Annotated in this window: 18 protein-coding genes; 10 read left to right on the top strand and 8 right to left on the bottom strand. The window is 58.7% G+C overall.

Features of this window, described 5'->3' with window-relative positions:
• Positions 1-9 precede the first annotated feature (9 nt).
• From murG to J3353_RS05800, 3 genes are read left to right on the top strand one after another with little or no spacing between them, the layout of a single operon-like run.
• Positions 10-1137 carry an undecaprenyldiphospho-muramoylpentapeptide beta-N-acetylglucosaminyltransferase gene (gene murG, locus J3353_RS05790; protein WP_117534217.1) on the top strand — a complete coding sequence of 376 codons (1128 nt, stop codon included), beginning with the start codon at positions 10-12 and terminating at the stop codon, positions 1135-1137.
• A gap of 36 nt (positions 1138-1173) precedes the next feature.
• Complete coding sequence (locus tag J3353_RS05795) at positions 1174-2823, top strand: cell division protein FtsQ/DivIB (RefSeq protein ID WP_242700872.1); 1650 nt, start codon at positions 1174-1176, stop codon at positions 2821-2823.
• A gap of 15 nt (positions 2824-2838) precedes the next feature.
• Positions 2839-4317, top strand: a complete 1479-nt coding sequence (locus J3353_RS05800) for a UDP-N-acetylmuramoyl-L-alanyl-D-glutamate--2,6-diaminopimelate ligase (RefSeq protein WP_207684383.1) — start codon at positions 2839-2841, stop codon at positions 4315-4317.
• Positions 4318-4440: 123 nt separating this feature from the next.
• Here the strand turns inward: J3353_RS05800 and J3353_RS05805 are convergent, their stop codons facing one another.
• The 3 genes from J3353_RS05805 to J3353_RS05815 are packed head-to-tail and all read right to left on the bottom strand — an operon-like array spanning position 4441 to position 7561.
• Positions 4441-5760, bottom strand: coding sequence for an SLC13 family permease (locus tag J3353_RS05805; protein ID WP_207684384.1), 1320 nt, complete (start codon positions 5758-5760; stop codon positions 4441-4443).
• A 9-nt stretch (positions 5761-5769) separates the two neighbouring features.
• Positions 5770-6495 (bottom strand): response regulator transcription factor, encoded by a 726-nt coding sequence (locus J3353_RS05810; protein WP_154277365.1) that lies wholly within the window; start codon positions 6493-6495, stop codon positions 5770-5772.
• Positions 6485-7561, bottom strand: coding sequence for an ATP-binding protein (locus J3353_RS05815; protein ID WP_005930036.1), 1077 nt, complete (start codon positions 7559-7561; stop codon positions 6485-6487). The genes J3353_RS05810 and J3353_RS05815 overlap by 11 nt, the downstream gene beginning before the upstream one ends.
• Positions 7562-7790: 229 nt before the next feature.
• Here J3353_RS05815 and glmM point away from each other — a divergent pair, with 229 nt between their 5' ends.
• The 3 genes from glmM to J3353_RS05830 are packed head-to-tail and all read left to right on the top strand — an operon-like array spanning position 7791 to position 9929.
• The gene (gene glmM, locus J3353_RS05820; RefSeq protein WP_207684385.1) at positions 7791-9176 is read left to right on the top strand and encodes a phosphoglucosamine mutase; all 1386 of its coding nucleotides are present in this window, start codon (positions 7791-7793) and stop codon (positions 9174-9176) included.
• A 25-nt stretch (positions 9177-9201) separates the two neighbouring features.
• Positions 9202-9636 (top strand): InlB B-repeat-containing protein, encoded by a 435-nt coding sequence (locus J3353_RS05825; RefSeq protein ID WP_207684386.1) that lies wholly within the window; start codon positions 9202-9204, stop codon positions 9634-9636.
• An 11-nt stretch (positions 9637-9647) separates the two neighbouring features.
• Positions 9648-9929: a hypothetical protein gene (locus J3353_RS05830; protein ID WP_207684387.1), complete on the top strand. Its 282-nt coding sequence runs from the start codon at positions 9648-9650 to the stop codon at positions 9927-9929.
• A 67-nt stretch (positions 9930-9996) separates the two neighbouring features.
• Here the strand turns inward: J3353_RS05830 and J3353_RS05835 are convergent, their stop codons facing one another.
• Entirely contained in the window at positions 9997-10218 is a 222-nt protein-coding gene (locus J3353_RS05835; RefSeq protein ID WP_117534224.1) for a helix-turn-helix domain-containing protein, read from the bottom strand.
• Positions 10219-10336: 118 nt separating this feature from the next.
• Here J3353_RS05835 and J3353_RS05840 point away from each other — a divergent pair, with 118 nt between their 5' ends.
• Together J3353_RS05840 and J3353_RS05845 are read left to right on the top strand one after the other, a co-directional pair.
• Positions 10337-10702, top strand: coding sequence for a hypothetical protein (locus J3353_RS05840; protein ID WP_156058929.1), 366 nt, complete (start codon positions 10337-10339; stop codon positions 10700-10702).
• Positions 10703-10722: 20 nt separating this feature from the next.
• Complete coding sequence (locus tag J3353_RS05845) at positions 10723-12120, top strand: hypothetical protein (protein ID WP_186851638.1); 1398 nt, start codon at positions 10723-10725, stop codon at positions 12118-12120.
• Between the two features lie 106 nt (positions 12121-12226).
• Here the strand turns inward: J3353_RS05845 and lepA are convergent, their stop codons facing one another.
• The 4 genes from lepA to J3353_RS05865 are packed head-to-tail and all read right to left on the bottom strand — an operon-like array spanning position 12227 to position 16613.
• Positions 12227-14038, bottom strand: coding sequence for a translation elongation factor 4 (gene lepA / locus J3353_RS05850; RefSeq protein ID WP_207684388.1), 1812 nt, complete (start codon positions 14036-14038; stop codon positions 12227-12229).
• A 22-nt stretch (positions 14039-14060) separates the two neighbouring features.
• Positions 14061-15266, bottom strand: coding sequence for an alanine racemase (gene alr, locus J3353_RS05855; RefSeq protein ID WP_207684389.1), 1206 nt, complete (start codon positions 15264-15266; stop codon positions 14061-14063).
• A complete protein-coding gene (locus tag J3353_RS05860; protein ID WP_207684390.1) occupies positions 15247-16047 on the bottom strand; it encodes a tRNA 2-thiocytidine biosynthesis TtcA family protein in 801 nt (266 codons plus the stop codon). Before J3353_RS05860 ends, alr begins: the two co-directional genes overlap by 20 nt.
• Entirely contained in the window at positions 16044-16613 is a 570-nt protein-coding gene (locus tag J3353_RS05865) for a hypothetical protein (protein WP_097772909.1), read from the bottom strand. The genes J3353_RS05860 and J3353_RS05865 overlap by 4 nt, the downstream gene beginning before the upstream one ends.
• 287 nt (positions 16614-16900) lie before the next feature.
• Here J3353_RS05865 and rplM point away from each other — a divergent pair, with 287 nt between their 5' ends.
• Together rplM and rpsI are read left to right on the top strand one after the other, a co-directional pair.
• On the top strand, positions 16901-17329 hold the full coding sequence (gene rplM / locus J3353_RS05870) for a 50S ribosomal protein L13 (protein ID WP_005929998.1): 429 nt from the start codon (positions 16901-16903) through the stop codon (positions 17327-17329).
• Between the two features lie 17 nt (positions 17330-17346).
• A complete protein-coding gene (rpsI, locus tag J3353_RS05875) occupies positions 17347-17745 on the top strand; it encodes a 30S ribosomal protein S9 (protein WP_005929995.1) in 399 nt (132 codons plus the stop codon).
• The last annotated feature ends 190 nt before the right edge of the window (positions 17746-17935 follow it).

Below are 17935 nucleotides of genomic sequence, written 5' to 3' on the forward strand. Positions count from 1 at the left end.
GGAACCAAGATGCGTGTACTCATTGCAGCTGGCGGCACTGCCGGCCATATCAACCCGGCTCTGGCCATTGCGGGAGCCATCAAAAAAGCCGACCCCACCGCCGAGATCCATTTTGCGGGCCGGAAAGAGGGCATGGAGTACCGTCTGGTCACACAGGCGGGCTATCCCTTCCATCACATCGAGATCACCGGCTTTCAGCGGAAGCTGAGCCTGAACAATATCAAGCGGAATATCATTACCCTGTGGAACCTGGCACTCTCCGGCCCTAAGGCCAAAAAGATGATGAAGGACATCCAGCCCGACCTGGTCATTGGCTGCGGCGGCTATGTGTCCGGCCCGGTGGTGCGCTGCGCCGCCAGACAGGGCATCAAGACCGCCCTGCATGAGCAGAACGCCTTTCCCGGTGTGACCAACAAGCTGCTGGCCCCGGATGTGGACATCGTGTTTGCCGCCGTGCCCGCCGCCGTGGAAAAGCTGGGCGCACCCGAAAAGACCATCGTGGTGGGCAACCCCGTCCGGCCTGAGGTGTTCACCCAGGCGAAGAACCGGGAAGCCATCCGTGCCGAACTGGGCGCAGGCGACCGCACCGTGATCCTCTCCTTCGGCGGCAGTCTGGGTGCCCGCCGCGTGAACGAGGTGGTGGCCGACCTCTGCGCATGGGAGCAGAAAAACCACAAGCCTGTCCTCCATCTCCATGCCACCGGCCAGTACGGCGTGCAGCTGTTTCAGGATCTGGAAAAGGAAAAGGGCTTTGCCCCCGGCGAGAGCCTTGTGGTGAAGGAATACATCAACAATATGCCCGAACTGCTGGCCGCAGCGGACCTTGTCATCAGCCGTGCCGGTGCCCTGACACTGGCCGAGCTGGAGGCTGTGGGTCGTGCCGCTGTGCTTATCCCCAGCCCTAACGTGGCCGAGAACCACCAGTATTACAACGCCATGGAGCTGCAGAAGGCCGGCGCTGCTGTGGTCATTGAGGAAAAAGACCTGACCGGCGAAAAGCTGGTGCAGACCGTTTCCGGGATGCTGGCCCAGCCCGGCAAGCTGGCTGAGATGGGCCGCAATGCCCGGAGCCTGTCGGTGGACGACAGCCTGGATCGCATTGCGGATGCCCTGCTCAAGCTGGTCAAGACCCCGTAACGGAAGGAAAAAACAGAGGAAAGGAGGTGCAGCCGGATGCCGCAGAATGATCGGAACAGCCGGAACCGCAAGCGCCGCCGGGCCTACGATCAGGCCCGGGATGACCGGCGCGGCGGGCAGAGCACCCAGCGCCGCAGCAGCGCGGGTGCAGGCAGTGACCTGGGGTACAGCGGGTACGCAGGATATTCCTCCGGCGGCCACCCCATCACGAACCCCAATTATGACCCCGATGCGCCCCGCCCCAGCCGGTATACGGAGCGCACGGTGAACTACGGCTCCTACCCGGATAACAGCATCACCTTTCCCACCGGCGGGCGGGGCAGCCAGAGCGGCGCACAGCGCCCCCCCCGCGGGCAGAACGGCCAGCGGCGCCCCTCCGGGGGCAATCAGCGGAACCGCCGCCCCGCCAACGGCCAGAACCGGAACGCCCAGCGCCGCCCACAGAACGCCCCGAATCGCAGCGGCCAGCGGATGCGGCCGGTGCAGGGGCAGAACGCCCGGCGTGACCCCGTCCGGCGGGAGGGCAGGAAAAAGCGGAAGCTGACCCGGGCCGCCATCCGGCGGCGCAGGCTCATGCGGCGGCTCACGGCCCTTGTCATGCTGCTCTGTGTCATCGGCGCGGGGGTCTACCTCACCGTGACGATGCTGTTCAAGATCAGCTCCATTCAGGTGCAGACAGCGGACGGTGTGGTGCAGGAGGCCGGCGGCTATACCAGCGAACAGATCCTGCAGGCGCTGGATGTCCATCCGGAAGAGAATATCTTCAGTTTTGACCCCGGCAGCAAGGCCGCCGCGCTGGAAAAGGTGTTCCCCATGCTGGAGGATATCCGGGTGGAGCGGGATTACCCCGGCACCGTGGTGGTGCGGGTAACAGAAGCCCGGCCTGCCTGGGCCATGCAGACCTCCTCCGGCTGGCTGACCCTCTCGGGCGGCCTGAAGATCCTGGAGAAGGATTCTGCCCAGCCTGCCGGTCTGCCCACTCTGTACGGCGGCGAACCGGTCTCTGCCGAGCCCGGCGAACAGCTGACCTTTGCGGCGGAGCCCAAGGCCGACAGCACCCCGGACAGCACCCCGGACAGCGCCGCCGACAGCAGCGCCTCCGGCACTGTTGAGGAGGCGGCGGACCAGCGGCTGGAAAGCCTGAACACCCTGCTGGCCGCGCTGGATGCCGCAGGCATGAGCGCCGACGTGACCCGCATCGAGTTTGCGGATGTGGACGAGATGGCCTTCCTCTATCAGGACCGCATCAGCGTCTGGCTGGGCACCTTGAACGAGCTGGAATATAAGCTCAAGCTGGCAAAGCACGTCCTGCTGAATGAGGACGGCAAGGGCTGTGCCGCGACCGACACCGGAAAGCTGGACTTCACCCATATCAGCATGTCCAGCACCCGCAAGTTTACCTTTGCACAGGGTGAGCCGGAGCTGCCCTCCGGCTACATCGTGCCTGAACCGGTGGAGGAAACTCCTACGGAAGAGGGTGTGACCGGTGAAACGGCAGAAGGCACGGCCACAGACGGCACTGCCCCGGCAGAGGGCGAAGCCGCTGCAGATGCCGCTGCCGAAACACCAACGGATACCGCCGCGGCCCCGGCAGGACCCGAAGCCGGACAGACTGTACAGCCGACTCCCGCCGAAGGAACGACCCCGGCGGCGGGCGATGCAAACCAACCCAAAACCACCCAATGAGGAGCGTGTAATGTTATGAAGCTGGAACAATTACTGGAAGGCGTGCCCTTTACCCTGGTGCAGGGCAGCCTGGATACCGAAGTGCAGGACATCATCTACGACAGCCGGAAGGCGGCCCCGGGCCTTGCCTTTGTCTGCATCGTGGGCACCCAGCGTGACAGCCACGAGTTTGCCACGGACTGCGCCGCCAAGGGCGTGAGCGTGCTGGTCATCCAGCATGACATTGAGCTTTCTGCCATGCCCGGTGTGACCGTGGTCAAGGTGGAGAGCAGCCGCTATGCCATGGCGCTGATGAGCGGCAACCTCTTTGGCAACCCCTCCCGCCAGATGACCATGATCGGCGTGACCGGTACCAAGGGCAAGACCACCACCACCCACATGATCAAGAGCGTGCTGGAAGCTGCCGGGAAAAAGGTCGGCATGATCGGCACCAACGGCATCTATTTCATGGGCCGCCATCAGGAGACCGCCAACACCACCCCTGAGAGCTACGAGCTGCAAAAGACCTTCCGCCAGTTTCTGGACGCAGGCTGCGATGTGGCCCTGATGGAGGTGTCCAGCCAAGGCCTGATGATGGACCGTGTGGCGGGGGTGCACTATGATATCGGTGTGTTCACCAACCTCTCCCCCGACCACATCGGCCCCGGTGAGCACAAGACCTTTGAGGAGTACCGCAGCTGGAAGGGGCAGCTTTTCCGGCGGTGTGATGTGGGCGTGGTGAACATCGATGACGAGAACACCGAAGCCCTGCTGGAAGGCCACACCTGCAAGCTGGTGACCTATGGCCGCAGTGAAAAGGCCGACTACCGCGCCGAGGGCTGTGAGCTGCTGCGCACCCACGATTTTCTGGGCGTGGCGTTCCACGTCTCCGGCAGAGACAATATGGATGTCAGGGTGAATATGCCCGGCGAGTTCAGCGTCTACAACGCGCTGGCCGCCCTGGCTGTGGGCAAGGTGCTTGGCCTGCCCGATGCCGCCATCCACGAGGGTCTGGGCAAGTGCGTGGTCAAGGGCCGCGTGGAGCTGGTGCCCATCAGCAAAAAGTTCACCATCCTGCTGGACTACGCCCACAACGAGGTCTCCACCGAGAGCCTGCTCACCACCCTGCGGGCCTATCACCCTCACCGGCTGGTGGTGGTGTTCGGCTGCGGCGGCAACCGCTCCAAGCTGCGCCGCTACGGCATGGGAGAGACCTGTGCCAAAATGGCGGATTTCTCCATCCTGACCGAGGACAACAACCGCTTTGAGAAGATCGAGGACATCCTCGCCGATATCCGGGTGGGCATGAACAAGGGCAACCCCGATGCCAAGTTTGTGGAGATCCCCGACCGTCTGGACGCACTCCACTACGCCGTGGATCACGCCCAGGAGGGCGACCTGATCGCCGTCATCGGCAAGGGCCACGAGACCTACCGCGACCGTGAGGGCGTGAAAACCCCCTTCCTGGAGCGGGAGCTGCTGGAAGAATACGCCCAGCAGATCGGGTTGGAATAAACAAGAAAAACGCGCTGTGTCGTTGGACACGGCGCGTTTTTTGCTTCTGCTTTGGCACACGGGCCTTCGGCTCAGCAGGATCGAATTTGCAGGCGGCCGGCACTGGCACGGCCATGGCAGCGCTTACGCGCCCCACACCAGCCAGAGATACACATAGCCCGTCAGGACGGCTGCCAGCGTGAACGGAATGCCGATGCGCAGAAAATCACGGGTGCGCACCTGCTCACCCTGCTTGCGCAGGATGCCGATGGCTGCAATGTTGGCCGAAGCGCCAATGGGGGTCAGGTTGCCGCCCAGAGTTGCGCCCGTGAGCAGGCCGAAATAAAACAGCTCAGGCGGGAAGCCTGCACCGCCGTTCATCAGCCCGGCAATGCCCTGCACCACCGGCAGCATGGTGGCCACATAGGGGATGTTGTCGATGAAAGCAGAAAGGCCCACCGAGACGAATACCAGCAGGGTATAGAGACGGAAGGAATCATCACCGGAGAGGGTGTAGAACAGCTGGGCGGCGGCATCGATGACTCCGGCCTTGCGGATGCCCTCGATCAGGATGAACAGCCCGAACAACAGCAGCAGGGTGTCACAGTCCAGCTCCCGGGCCGCCAGCCGGAACGGCGCGAACGAGTGGCGGCGCAGGCAGGCGCGCAGGATGCCGAACAGGCAGACCCCTGCACAGATCAGCCCGCTGCGCAGGCCATAGAGCGCCAGCGGCAGCCCGCCCGCAGGCTGGGGCAGGAAGGAGGCCGCGATGAGCAGGCCCACCGTCAGCAGCATCAGGGCGGAGGGAACGGTGTCGGTGACCTCGGTCTCCACCGTGGCCGAGATGGGCTGGGTCTCGTGCCGGAAGGTGAACAGCAGCACGCCCAGAGAGGCCAGCGCCCCCAGCTCCACCCCGAAGAAGATGCCGGGCCTGCCCTCCATCCAGAAGAAATTGAAGAAGTTCATTCCCGCAAAGCCGCCCAGCAGGATGCTGGTGGTGTCACCCACAAGGGTGGCAGCTCCCTGCAGGTTGGAGGAGACCGCAATGGAAATGAGGACGGGCACGGGGGAGATCTTGAGCTTGCAGGCAATGGCAAGGCCCACAGGGGCCACCATGAGCACCGTGGCAACATTGTCCACAAAGGCGCTGATGACCCCGGCAAAGAGGGCCAGCATACACACGGCCCATTTCACGTTGGGCACCCGCACGATGAGCAGCTCGGCCAGCCGGGCGGGCATCCTGCTCTCAATAAAGAGGGAGACCGTGCCCATGGTGCCCGCCATCATCAGCAGGACATTGAAGTCCACGGCCCGGGCGGCATCCATCAGGGTAAAGTCCCACAGGCCCGCCGCGCCCAGAGCCAGAAACAGAGCGGCCCCGCCCAGCGCGGCAAAAGGCCGGTACTGCGGCAGGGCCAGCATCAGAAGATAGGTCAGCAGAAAAAGGATCAGTGCAGGAAGCATACGCAGTCCTCAGCTTTCGGGCCTGGCATCGGTGTCCTCGTCGATCATCCGGTATCCCACGCCCAGTTCGTTCAGAATATAGGTGTTGCGGCCGGGCACGCTGCCCAGCTTTTTGCGGATGTTTGCCATGTTGACCTGCAGCTTTTTGGTGCTGCCGCAGTCGGTATCGCCCCAGATGGCCCGCACGATGGCGGCATAGGTCATCACCCGGCCTGCATGTTCCGAGAGGAAGGCCACGATGTTGTATTCGGTCTGAGTCAGCTTGATCTCGGCACCGTCCACAAAGACCTTGCGGCGCTCATAGTTGATCTCAAGCCCCTGTGCCTGGAACACGCCGCCGGGCATTCCGCCCAGCACGCCGAAGCGGTTGGTGCGCAGGGCGGCGCGCACCCGGGCCAGCAGCTCGCCGGTGCCAAAGGGTTTGGTGATGTAATCGTTGGCTCCCAGATCCAGCGCTTCGATCTTGTCCTGCTCGGTGGTGCGGGCCGAGAGCACGACGATGGGGGTCAGGAACTTCTGCCGCACAAAACGGATGAGCTCCAGACCGTCCCGGTCAGGCAGGCCCAGATCCAGGATGATAAGGTCCGGATTGTGGGAGGTGAACAGGGTCTGACCCATGGCGCAGGTGTTGGCAACAAGGGCCTGATAGCCGTTGGTCTCCAGCAGCGTCTCAATAAAGCTGCAGATGTTGGCCTCATCTTCCACGACCAGAACCTTGAATTTGTTATTGCTCATCTTCATTTTCCTCCGTCTCAATCGATTCGGTCTCCAGCCAGAAGCGGATGCTGGTGCCCTCGCCCACCTTGCTCTCGGCCTGGATCTCGCCGCCGTGCGCCTTGACGATGGCGGCACAGACCGAAAGGCCGATGCCCATGCCGTGCTTGCCGCTGTCGGCCGCGGCATCGGCGGGCAGCACACCGGTGAACAGGGTGCGCAGGCGTTCCTTCGGAATGCCGCAGCCGTTGTCCGATACCTCAAACACCGCCCGGCTGCCCAGCGTGAACACCCGCAGGGTCAGCTGGGTCATCCCCTCGGCGTGGACGGCGGCATTCTCCAAAAGGTTCGTCAGCACCTGCGAGATCAGCATCGAGTCCATGGGGATCACAATGAAGCTGTCGGGCAGGTAGGTGGTAACGGGCACCTTGGGGTAGCGCTTCTGGAACCGTACCAGCACGGTATCGATCAGCTCGTCCAGCACGGTGGGGGTCTTTTGCACGGCTACCTGCCCGCCGTCAAAGCGGGTGACAGACAGCAGGTTCTCCACCATCCGGTTCAGCCACTGGGCATCGGAACAGGCTTCGCCAAGAAGTTTTAATTTTTGCTCTTTTTCCAGGCTGTCATAATTTTCAATGACCGTGGAACAGGCCCCGTAAATGGAAGTAAGGGGCGTGCGCAGATCGTGGGAGACGGCCCGCAGCAGGGTGGCCCGCATCTTTTCGGTCTCGCTCTCCATCCGCAGCTGTTCCTGCTTTTTGATGCGGGTGGTCAGGGTGCTGGTCATAATGGACACCACCAGCATCGCCATGCCCGAGAACAGGTTTTCCGGCAGAGTGAAGTTGAAGGCAAAGTAAGGGGAGCGGAACGCAAAATTCACGGCCAGCACGCCGATCAGGGAAGCCACTACGCCCCACACATAACCATCCGTATAGACCGAGATCAAAAAAACTGCCAGAACAAACACCATCGATGCAACGCCGTCGATCCGGCCGGTGATCTGCTGTGTGCCGGTCACGATGAGAAAGGCGGCGCACAGCACAGCGGCCAGGACCAGCGCGTCGTGCCAGCGGGTCTTCTGCTTCATGGGGATCCCTCCATATCTATTCTACTCCAGATGAAAAGTATACCATACTTTTCCTAAAGATGCAGTAAAGGCTGAAAAAAGAGCGGTTGTTCCGAGGGTGGGCTGCACAGAATGCCCAAACCCATGGATTCTTTTCCGATTTTATGCTATTATAAAGAGTAAGAGCAAGGAGAGAGCGCTCTCAGAGATAAGAGAAAACGTAACGTTGCAATAGAAGGAGAAGAGGATCATGGGAAAATATTTTGGAACCGATGGCTTCCGTGGCGAGGCCGGTGTGAATCTGACCGCCGACCACGCCTACAAGGTAGGCCGTTTTCTGGGCTGGTATTATAATGCACTGCGGGAGCGCAGCGGCAACAACGAGCCTGCCCGCATCGTCATCGGCAAGGACACCCGCCGCAGCTCGTACATGTTCGAGTACAGCCTGGTGGCGGGCCTGACCGCTTCCGGCGCAGATGCCTACCTGCTCCACGTCACCACCACCCCCAGTGTGGCCTACATTGCCCGCGTGGATGATTTTGACTGCGGCATTATGATCTCTGCCAGCCATAACCCGTTCTACGACAACGGCATCAAGCTGATCGACTGCTACGGCGAAAAGATGCCCGAGGAGACCCTGCTGCTGGTGGAGGACTACATCGACGGCAAGCTCCATGTTTTTGATCAGGACTGGCCGGAGCTGCCCTTTGCCCACCGGGAGCATATCGGCTGCACCGTGGACTATGTGGCAGGCCGCAACCGCTACATGGGCTACCTGATCAGCCTGGGCATCTACTCCTTCAAGGGCATCAAGGTGGGTCTGGACTGCGCCAACGGTGCCAGCTGGAACATTGCCAAGAGCGTGTTCGATGCACTGGGCGCAGACACCTATGTCATCAACAACCAGCCCAACGGCCTGAACATCAACCTGAACGCAGGCTCCACCCACATCGAGGGTCTGCAGAAGTTTGTGGTGGAAAAGGGTCTGGATGTGGGTTTTGCCTATGACGGCGATGCAGACCGCTGCCTCTGCGTGGACGAAAAGGGCAATGTGATCACCGGTGACCACATCCTGTACATCTACGGCTGCTACATGAAGGAGCGTGGCAAGCTGCTGACCAATACTGTGGTCACCACGGTCATGTCCAACTTTGGTCTGTACAAGGCCTTTGACGAGCAGGGCATCGGCTACGCCAAGACTGCCGTGGGTGACAAGTACGTCTATGAGTACATGGACAAGAACGGCTGCCGCATCGGCGGTGAGCAGAGCGGCCACATCATCTTCTCCAAGTACGCCAGCACCGGTGACGGAATCCTGACCAGCCTGAAGATGATGGAGGTCATGCTGGCCAAGAAGAAGCCTCTGAGTGCGTTGGCAGCCCCGCTGAAGATCTACCCGCAGGTGCTGGAAAATGTTCGTGTGACCGATAAAAAGGCCGCGCAGGACGATGCTGCCGTGCAGGCCGCTGTCAAGGCGGTGGCCGAGGCGCTGGGCGATACCGGCCGCATCCTTGTCCGGGAGTCCGGCACCGAGCCGGTGGTCCGTGTGATGGTGGAGGCCCCTGACCACGACACCTGCCAGAAGTATGTTTCTCAGGTGGTGGATGTCATCAAGGCACAGGGCTACAGCGTCTGACACTGAGCCGGAAAGAGAGCGCAGAATGAAGAAGTTCAAACGGATGCTGGCGGGGCTGGCCTGTGTGCTGGCGGTCTGCCTGTGTACCCCCACCGCTTTTGCGGCAAAGGTCATTATCTATTTTGATGCCAACGGCGGCACCTGTACCTCTGCCGCAGAGCGCACCAATGACGAGGGCAAACTGGGCAGCCTGCCCGGTGCCAGCATGGAGGGCTATACCTTCGATGGCTGGTACACCACCGGTACGGATGATGTTACCGGTTTTCCCATTGATGTGCAGGTCAAAGCCAACGATACGGCGTTTGGTGCGGATACCACCGTCTATGCCCACTGGTCGGCCAATGGCGGCAGTGCGGAAGTGGTGGAGGAAAAAGAGGTAGACCCGGACACCCTTCTTACAACGATGGGGCTGGCGGCCGGAAGCGTCGTTCTGGTGCTGCTGGCAAGCCTGGCACTTTGAGAGGAGCGGACATGCAGCAGAACTTAAAATTTCCGGCGCAGTGCACCGTCATTCCCGCTGAGGAGCTGGAGCAGATCTCCGGCGGCGCTCCTGCCTGGGTAGGAGCGCTGAAGGATCAGATCCGCTCCCTCTGGCATCAGGTCAAGCCGCTGCTGAGCTATGGCGTGGAGCTTGGAAAAGCCTTTGTGCAGATCGTCGGAGCGGCGTATACCATTTATGTCTATGGAAAGATCATCAAGAATTCCATGGAAGGCATCAAGGATACCATGAACTGGTTCATAAACCTGAACTGAGAAAGTAAGACAATAAATAGAGAGCTCTCTTGCATCGCAGCAAAATGATGCAGGGGGAGCTCTCTGTTTATGTTTTGGGAAATTCCGGATTTTCTATTCGACCAAGAAGATAATCGGTAGAGGTATGGTATAGATCAGCAAGTTGAATTAATGTAACGGTTGGAATGTCTCTTAGTCCTTGTTCATAGCGGTTATACTGAGATTGTGGCATTTTTAGAATGGCGGCAAGTTGACGTTGAGTTAAGTCGTGATCTTCGCGCATGTCACGGATTCGGCGGTAGTAGGCCATAAAAATCCTCCTGATATCTGAATGGATATCTTGATAATACCGCAAGGAGATGCTATGCTGGGTGTATGATATCCAATTGGATATCAAAAATACAGGAATTGCTTGAGGAGGATGCAAAATGAAAGAGATTACACGTCGAAACTTCTTGAGAATGGCCACAATTGCAGTGCTCATAAGTGGAATGGGAATGTTGTCGAGTTGCGGAAAAAGTAAAGAAGAGCTGATGAGTGGGGATTGGTATCTCCAAGGAGATGATCGACTGTCCCTTTCGCTTTATGATGATGGTACTTGTCAGATTCGAGGAGACTACGGACAGGGAAAATGGAGCATTGTAGATGAAGATACCTTGAAACTTACAGATTTCTATGGAGAAACAAGAACCTATCCTATTACAGCTGTCGATGATAATTCGCTTGAACTTGAGTTGCCCAATGGTGAAACTGTCACATATTATCATACGGCTGAAGAAGCGTTAAAACATTAAAGCTTCCGGGAGAGGACAATATGAAAAACTTAAAGAATATTGTGCTTTTTACAATAATATCCTTGTTACTGTTCTGCGGGTGCAGTCAGGAAAATAAAAGCGCTTCGGATACAGTGAATCCGCAAGATGGAAAAAGTGTGTCTGAACAACAAGAAACTATAGTGGATTCTGAAAAAGCAGCGGAAAACGTTACGGATAAGATGAGTTTGTTAGAAGCTGTGGGAGAGGGGCATGTTTACTTGACATTCCCCAATTTTGATGAACTTTCAGTAGGCGAAATCAGAGATGGTCAATCGAACAAAAGCGTTCTTTTTGATGCACAGGGAATGGTTCATCACCTGTTTGAAGACGGAAGCAGGGTTGTGTCTGGATACTATAATGGTATGTGCTTACTTAGTAATGGGATGATGGCAACAGAAGACGGAACGCAGCTGCTGGTATCATGGCTTCCAGAGAATGAAAAAATTATCCGGTTTGCAAAGGATGAAGAGGGCGTTCTTCTATGGTCGATAAAGAGAGAAGATGGAATCGATGGGACAAAAGTTACGTTTACCGCAAGAAAAATGGATAGCTCAATCTGTTTTCAATGCGATACGACACAGCCAGAGTTCTCTGAGCTTAATCCGAATGATCTTTATGAGACACTTGTGAATGCTGGATATGATATGAATGCAGAAGGAATCTCTACTCCGTTCATTTATTGCGGAGGAACGCTTTATCGTGTCCGAGGATGGAATGGATATGTCTTTATAAACATTGCAAATGGAAAACTCCATTATATTTCTGAATTTAATGCATGTCAGATTAGAATGGAAAATGGTGTGATGTTTCAGACAGCACCGAGCATTCGAGTTTTGGACGATGACTTTAATGAACTGCCGGAGTGGAAGAGTATTAAATCACAGCGAAGTGGAACGCCAGTATTGGCAGAGGGGCTGATTTACCTTGATGCAAGAAGAGATACAGGTGAGTTTGAGAAATATCCATCAGGATTTTATGATATTCACTTGAACTGTATCATCGATTTGAGCCAGTATAACATTCAGCCGGTTACAACTGATGAACCACGATTTATGAATGGGTATGCTGCATTGCAAATGCTGAATCCTGATGGGGTTCCTTTTTGGGGAATCATAAGAAAAGATGGGACGTGGAGTGTTGAACCGCAAAAGGGGACAATAAAGAGCATATATCCAACGAAAGATGGATTACTGGTAACAGTGAGTCAAGAAAATGACTATTATACGACAATCAATCAGGTGGGACAGAATCTTAGTGACGTAGAAACGTTTGTATTTGATGGAGCAAACGGATATTGGAATTCGGCCTATGAGATTTATAATGAATCGCTCTATGCAACAATAAATGGAGAAATTGTAAGAATAGATAAAAATGGTTCGGCTGAATTTTTATGCTGATAAGTAAAGAAGGGCAAGAATAATGCAACAGCCCCCACGGTATGCAGCTTTTTGCTGTATCTGGTGGGGGCTGTTGCTGTTATTCTATGATAGAAGGGATAAAGAATCAGTTGTCGTCGCTGTCGAGCTTCAGCACGGCGGTAAAGGCCTCACTGGGCAGGGAGACGCTGCCGAGCTGGCGCATCTTCTTTTTGCCCTCCTTCTGCTTTTCCAGCAGCTTCTTCTTGCGGGAGATATCGCCGCCGTAGCACTTGGCCAGCACGTCCTTGCGCATGGCCTTGACGGTCTCACGGGCGATGATCTTGCCGCCGATGGCGGCCTGCACCGGGATCTCAAACAGGGTACGGGGAATGTTATCACGCAGCTTTTCGCAGATGCGGCGGCCCTTGGCGTAGGCATTGTCCCGGAACACGATCATGGAGAGTGCATCCACAGGGTCACCGTTCAGCAGGAAGTCCAGCTTGACCAGATCGCTTTCGCGGTACTCCTTGAACTCGTAGTCGTAGCTGGCGTAACCGCGGCTGCGGCTCTTGATGGCATCGAAGAAGTCGTAGACGATCTCGCCCAGAGGCAGGGCGTAGTGCAGGTCCACGCGGACATCGTCCAGATACTTCATGTCGATGAGCACGCCGCGCTTCTGCTGGCACAGATCCATCAGGGCACCCACGTAATCGTTGGGGGTGTAGAGGTGGACATCCACAAAAGGCTCCTCCTGCTTGACGATGTTGGAGGGGTCCGGGTAGCTGGACGGGTTGTCGATCATCTCCACAGTGCCATCCGTCATGGTCAGGCGGTAGCGGACGCTGGGGGTCGTGGTGATGATATCCAGGTCGAACTCCCGCTCGAGACGCTCGGTGATGATCTCCATGTGGAGCAGGCCCAGGAAGCCGCAGCGGAAGCCAAAGCCCAGAGCGGCACTGGTCTCAAGTTCAAAGGTCAGGGAAGCGTCGTTCAGCTGCAGCTTTTCCAGCGCGTCTTTCAGGTCGGGGTACTTGGCACCGTCGGCGGGGTAGATGCCGCAGAACACCATGGGCTTGACCTGACGGTAGCCGGGCAGGGCCTCGGAGGTGGGGCGGTCTGCCAGTGTGACGGTATCGCCCACGCGGGTGTCCTGCACGGTCTTGATGCTGGCGGTCAGGTAGCCGACCTCGCCGGCCTGCAGCTGGCTGCAGGGGGTCAGGCTGGTGGCACCCATGTGGCCCACCTCTACCAGTGTGAACTCGGCCCCGGTGGCCATCATCTTGATGGTGTCGCCGGGCTTCACCGTGCCCTCGAACACGCGGATGTAGACGATAACGCCCTTGTAGCTGTCGTAGATGCTGTCAAAGATCAGGGCCTTGAGGGGAGCGTCCGGGTCACCGGTGGGGGCGGGGATATCGCTGACCACCCGCTCCAGCACCTGATCGATATTCAGGCCGGTCTTGGCGGAGACGCGGGGCGCATCCATGCAGGGCAGGCCGATCACATCCTCCACCTCCTGGGCCACCTCGTCCGGGTGGGCGCTGGGCAGGTCGATCTTGTTCAGGATGGGCACCAGCTCCAGATCGTGCTCCAGCGCCATATAGGTGTTGGCCAGCGTCTGGGCCTCCACACCCTGGGTGGCATCCACCACCAGAATGGCACCCTCACAGGCGGCCAGACTGCGGCTGACCTCGTAGGCGAAGTCCACATGGCCCGGGGTGTCGATGAGGTTGAACTCGTAGGTCTTGCCGTCCTTGGCAGTGTAGTTCAGGGTAACGGCGCGGGCCTTGATGGTGATGCCGCGCTCCCGCTCGATGTCCATGTTATCGAGGATCTGATCCTCCATGGTGCGCTCGTCCACGCTTTTGGTCAGCTCCAGGATGCGGTCCGACAGGGTGGACTTGCCGTGGTCGATGTGTGCAATGATGCAGAAATTTCGGATGTTGTCTCTTGCCATGTAATTCCTCCGGGAGAGTGTGTTAGTCGTTCAGGATCCAGTCCTCTACGGCAGCGGTGGTGCCGTGTTCCAGATAAACGCGGGGCACCCGGCGGGAAACGCCGCAGAGCACCTCGTAGGTGATGGTATCGGTTTTGCGGGCAATGTCCTCTGCACTGTCGCTGACAGTGCCGCCCCACAGGATGGCTTCGTCCCCCTCCTGCACCGTGTCCGGCACAGCGGAGAGATCCACCATCATCTGATCCATACAGACCCGGCCCAGCACCGGGCAGGGCGTGCCGTGGATCTCCACGATGCCCTTGCCGCAGCTGAGCTGGCGGGGGTAGCCATCGGCGTAGCCGGTGCAGAGGGTGGCCACCGGTGTGGGCCGCTCTGCTGTGAACCGGCGGCCATAGCTGGTGGACTGGCCCGGCTGCAGCACCTTGACCATGCTGACCACGGTCTTGAGTTTCATTGCCGGGCGGAACAGCCCGAAGCGGATTTCATCGCTGGGGTCAAAGCCGTACAGGATGATGCCGGGGCGGGCCATGCAGTGTGCCCGGGGCAGGCCCTCGGGCCAGTCCGGGTGGAGCATCACACCGGCAGAGTTGTCGCAGTGGACGATGCCGGGTTCGTGCCCGGTAGCCTTCAGCGCGTGGAACGCCTTCACGAACAGCGCGTGCTGCTCGGCGGTGTAGGCAATGTTTTCCTCAGCGATGTCATCGGCCACCGAGAAGTGCTGGAACAGGCCGGTCATTTCCAGGCCGGGCAGGGTGCAGGCGGCGATGGCCTCGGCAATGGCGGCATCAAAATCGGTGCGCAGAGCAAAGCCGATGCGGCCCATGCCGGTATCCACAGCCAGATGCACTTTGACCCGGCCCCCGGCGGCCTGTGCGGCCTCGCTCAGGGCTTTGGCCTGGGGCAGGGAATAGCAGGCCGCGGTGATATCGTCCCGGATGAGGGCGGCGGCGTACGCGGGCTGCACATGGCCCAGAATGAGGATGGGCAGGGTCTGGCCGCTCCTGCGCAGCTGCAGGGCCTCGGCCAGGCAGCTGACAGCCAGCCAGGAAGCGCCCTCCTGCGCAAAGACCCGGGCGCACTGGACGGCACCGTGGCCGTAGCTGTCGGCCTTGACCACGGCACACAGGGGCAGGCAGCCTGCCCGCTGTTTTACGGTGCGGAAGTTGGCCCGCAGGGCATCGAGGTCGATCTCAGCCCAGACGTGTTTTTCAAAGTTCTGCATCTGCATGATGCATTCCCTCCTTTGGGGATGGATTGGAAGCGCGGCCTGTGTGGACCGGCCGCCAGCCATCAATGCCGCTCTCCTGCAGGGCATGGAGCGTTTTTTGCCGGAAAGCGTGGTCGGTGCGGCAGCGCTCCCGGACAAAATCCTTGGTCTGCTCCCGCACGGTCACACCGTCGGCGGGGCAGCGGCTCTTGACGATGGGGAAGTCCTCCTCCTTTACCGCACAGCGCACCTCGTGTTCGGTGGCCAGCAGCATGGGGCGGATCAGGGTCAGGCCCCGGCGGTCCAGCTGGGTGACCGGGGAGAAGCAGCCAATGCGGCCCTCCCGCCAGAGATTCATGTAAAAGGTCTCGACAGCATCATCAAGGTGGTGACCCAGCGCCACTTTATTGCAGCCCAGCTCCTGCGCCGCCGTGTGCAGCGCGCCCCGGCGCAGCCTGGCGCAGAGGGAACAGGGGTTCTTTTCCTGCCGGTATTCAAACACGATAGGGCCGATCTCGGTGCGGCGCACCTCGTAGGGAACCCCATACCGGGCGAACAGCGCCGCCAGCGGGCTGTAATCCACAGCCTGGTGGTCAAACTGCGGGTCAAGGGTGACGGCCACGACCTCATAATCAAAGCCGAGGTAACGGCGCAGCTGGGCCAACCCGATGGTCAGAGCCACGCTGTCCTTGCCGCCCGAAACGCCCACCATGATCTTATCACCGGGGGAGATCATCTCGTAATCCTGCACGGCCTTGCGCATCAGGCCGCAGAGCCGCTGCATGGCGTGTGGATCGCTCATGTCAGGCTCACGCTTTCCACCAGATTGACGATATCGCTGATGGAGGCCAGTTTGGTCAGGCCGGAGACATAGACCACATCGCCGCTGTCGTATTCGATGGTGGCCAGCACGGCGTAGTAGGCCTGGATATCACAGCGCACGGCAGTGACCGTGGCACCCTCCACCTGCAGCTTGACCTTGCGGGGGCTGATGACACCGTAGGCTGCTTTCAGGTCGGCTTCCGACTGGCCGATGAAATCTTCGTAAGTGGCTTTGTCACCCCGCTGGAACAGCACCACCTGATAGTTGGCGTTGGCGCTGTCCTCACCGGAAGCCAGCTGCAGCGCATGGCCCAGCGCGGCATCCTCGGTCATCTGGCAGACGGGCCAGACGGCACTTTCGTAATCCACCGAGATGCCATTCTCCGCATCAAAGTGGGTGTCGGGGTTGGCGGGAGTGCGGCGGTTGACGGCCAGCGTCAGCCCAAAGTAGGCCAGCGCACCCAAAAGCACGATCACGCCCATGGCGAGCAGCAGCCTGGAGGCCCGCTGCTGGGAGGAATCCTGCGTGTGAATGTCTTTCGGCATGGGAAAAAACTCCTTTTTACAATATCTTATATAGTATAACACACTTAGCGGCAAAATTGTAGCGCCGCCGGGACAAATTTGCCCCCCGGAGGCCGAAAAACTTTTTGAAAATGCGATTTTAGAAATAACGAGATTTCGAGAGGATTCAAGAGATTTTGAGAGGTATAAAAATTTCCACTGAAAAAATCGCAAAAAGATGTTGACAGGCGCTTTTTTGTGTTGTATACTGACACTCGCGCCCCAAAGGCGCCTGAATCGTACCAAACACTTATCAGGAGGAAATAGATATGAGCACTACTCTCGTAAAGCCCGCTGAAGTCGAGCGCAAGTGGTATCTGCTCGACGCAACCGGCAAGAGCCTGGGTCACGTCGCTGCTGAGGCCGCTGTTCTGCTGCGCGGCAAGCAGAAGGTCAACTACACCCCCAATGTCGATTGCGGCGATTACGTCGTTGTCGTCAACTGCGACAAGGCAGTTCTGACCGGCAAGAAGGCTGAGCAGAAGTTCCACATCACCCACAGCAAGTACATTGGCGGCCTGAAGAAGGTCCAGTACAGCAAGCTGATGGCTGAGAACAGCGACCTGGCTATGACCTACGCTATCAAGGGCATGATCCCTTCCAACACCATCGGTGCTAAGGCTCTGACCCGTCTGCACTGCTACCAGGGTGCCGAGCACGCTCACGCAGCTCAGAAGCCCGAGAAGATCGAGTTCTAAGAAGGAGGCAATCGAACATGTACGAAACCAAACCTTATTTCTACGGCACTGGTCGTCGTAAGGATTCCGTTGCCCGCGTTCGCGTTTACACCGGCACCGGCAAGATCACCATCAACGATCGTGATATCGACAACTACTTCGGTCTGGAGACCCTGAAGCTGATCGTCCGTTCTCCGCTGGTCCTGCTGGGCCTGGAGGGCAAGTACGATGTCGTCGTCCGCGTTTCTGGCGGCGGTGTTTCCGGCCAGGCTGGCGCTATCCGCCACGGCCTGTCCCGCGCCCTGCTGCAGCAGAGCGATGAGAATCGTTCTGTTCTGAAGAAGGCTGGCTTCCTGACCCGCGATCCTCGTATGAAGGAGCGTAAGAAGTACGGTCTGAAGGCTGCACGTCGTGCACCCCAGTTCTCCAAGCGCTGATTTATTTCAGATGTATCTTTACGGCTCTGCTTCGGCAGAGCCGTTTTTTGTTGCCTGCTTTCCCGGAGAACTGGGGAGCACGACTGCGCATCTCCGGCGGTTGCCCCGCAAGGGGCGAGCCGGTGGCGCTGAAGATCTTTGCTCAAGCATCGCGTGCAGGGCGCAGCCCTGCCAGCGATGCACCCCAGTT

The sequence above is a fragment of the Faecalibacterium sp. Marseille-Q4137 genome (assembly GCF_017377535.1).
Classification (GTDB): domain Bacteria; phylum Bacillota; class Clostridia; order Oscillospirales; family Ruminococcaceae; genus Faecalibacterium; species Faecalibacterium duncaniae.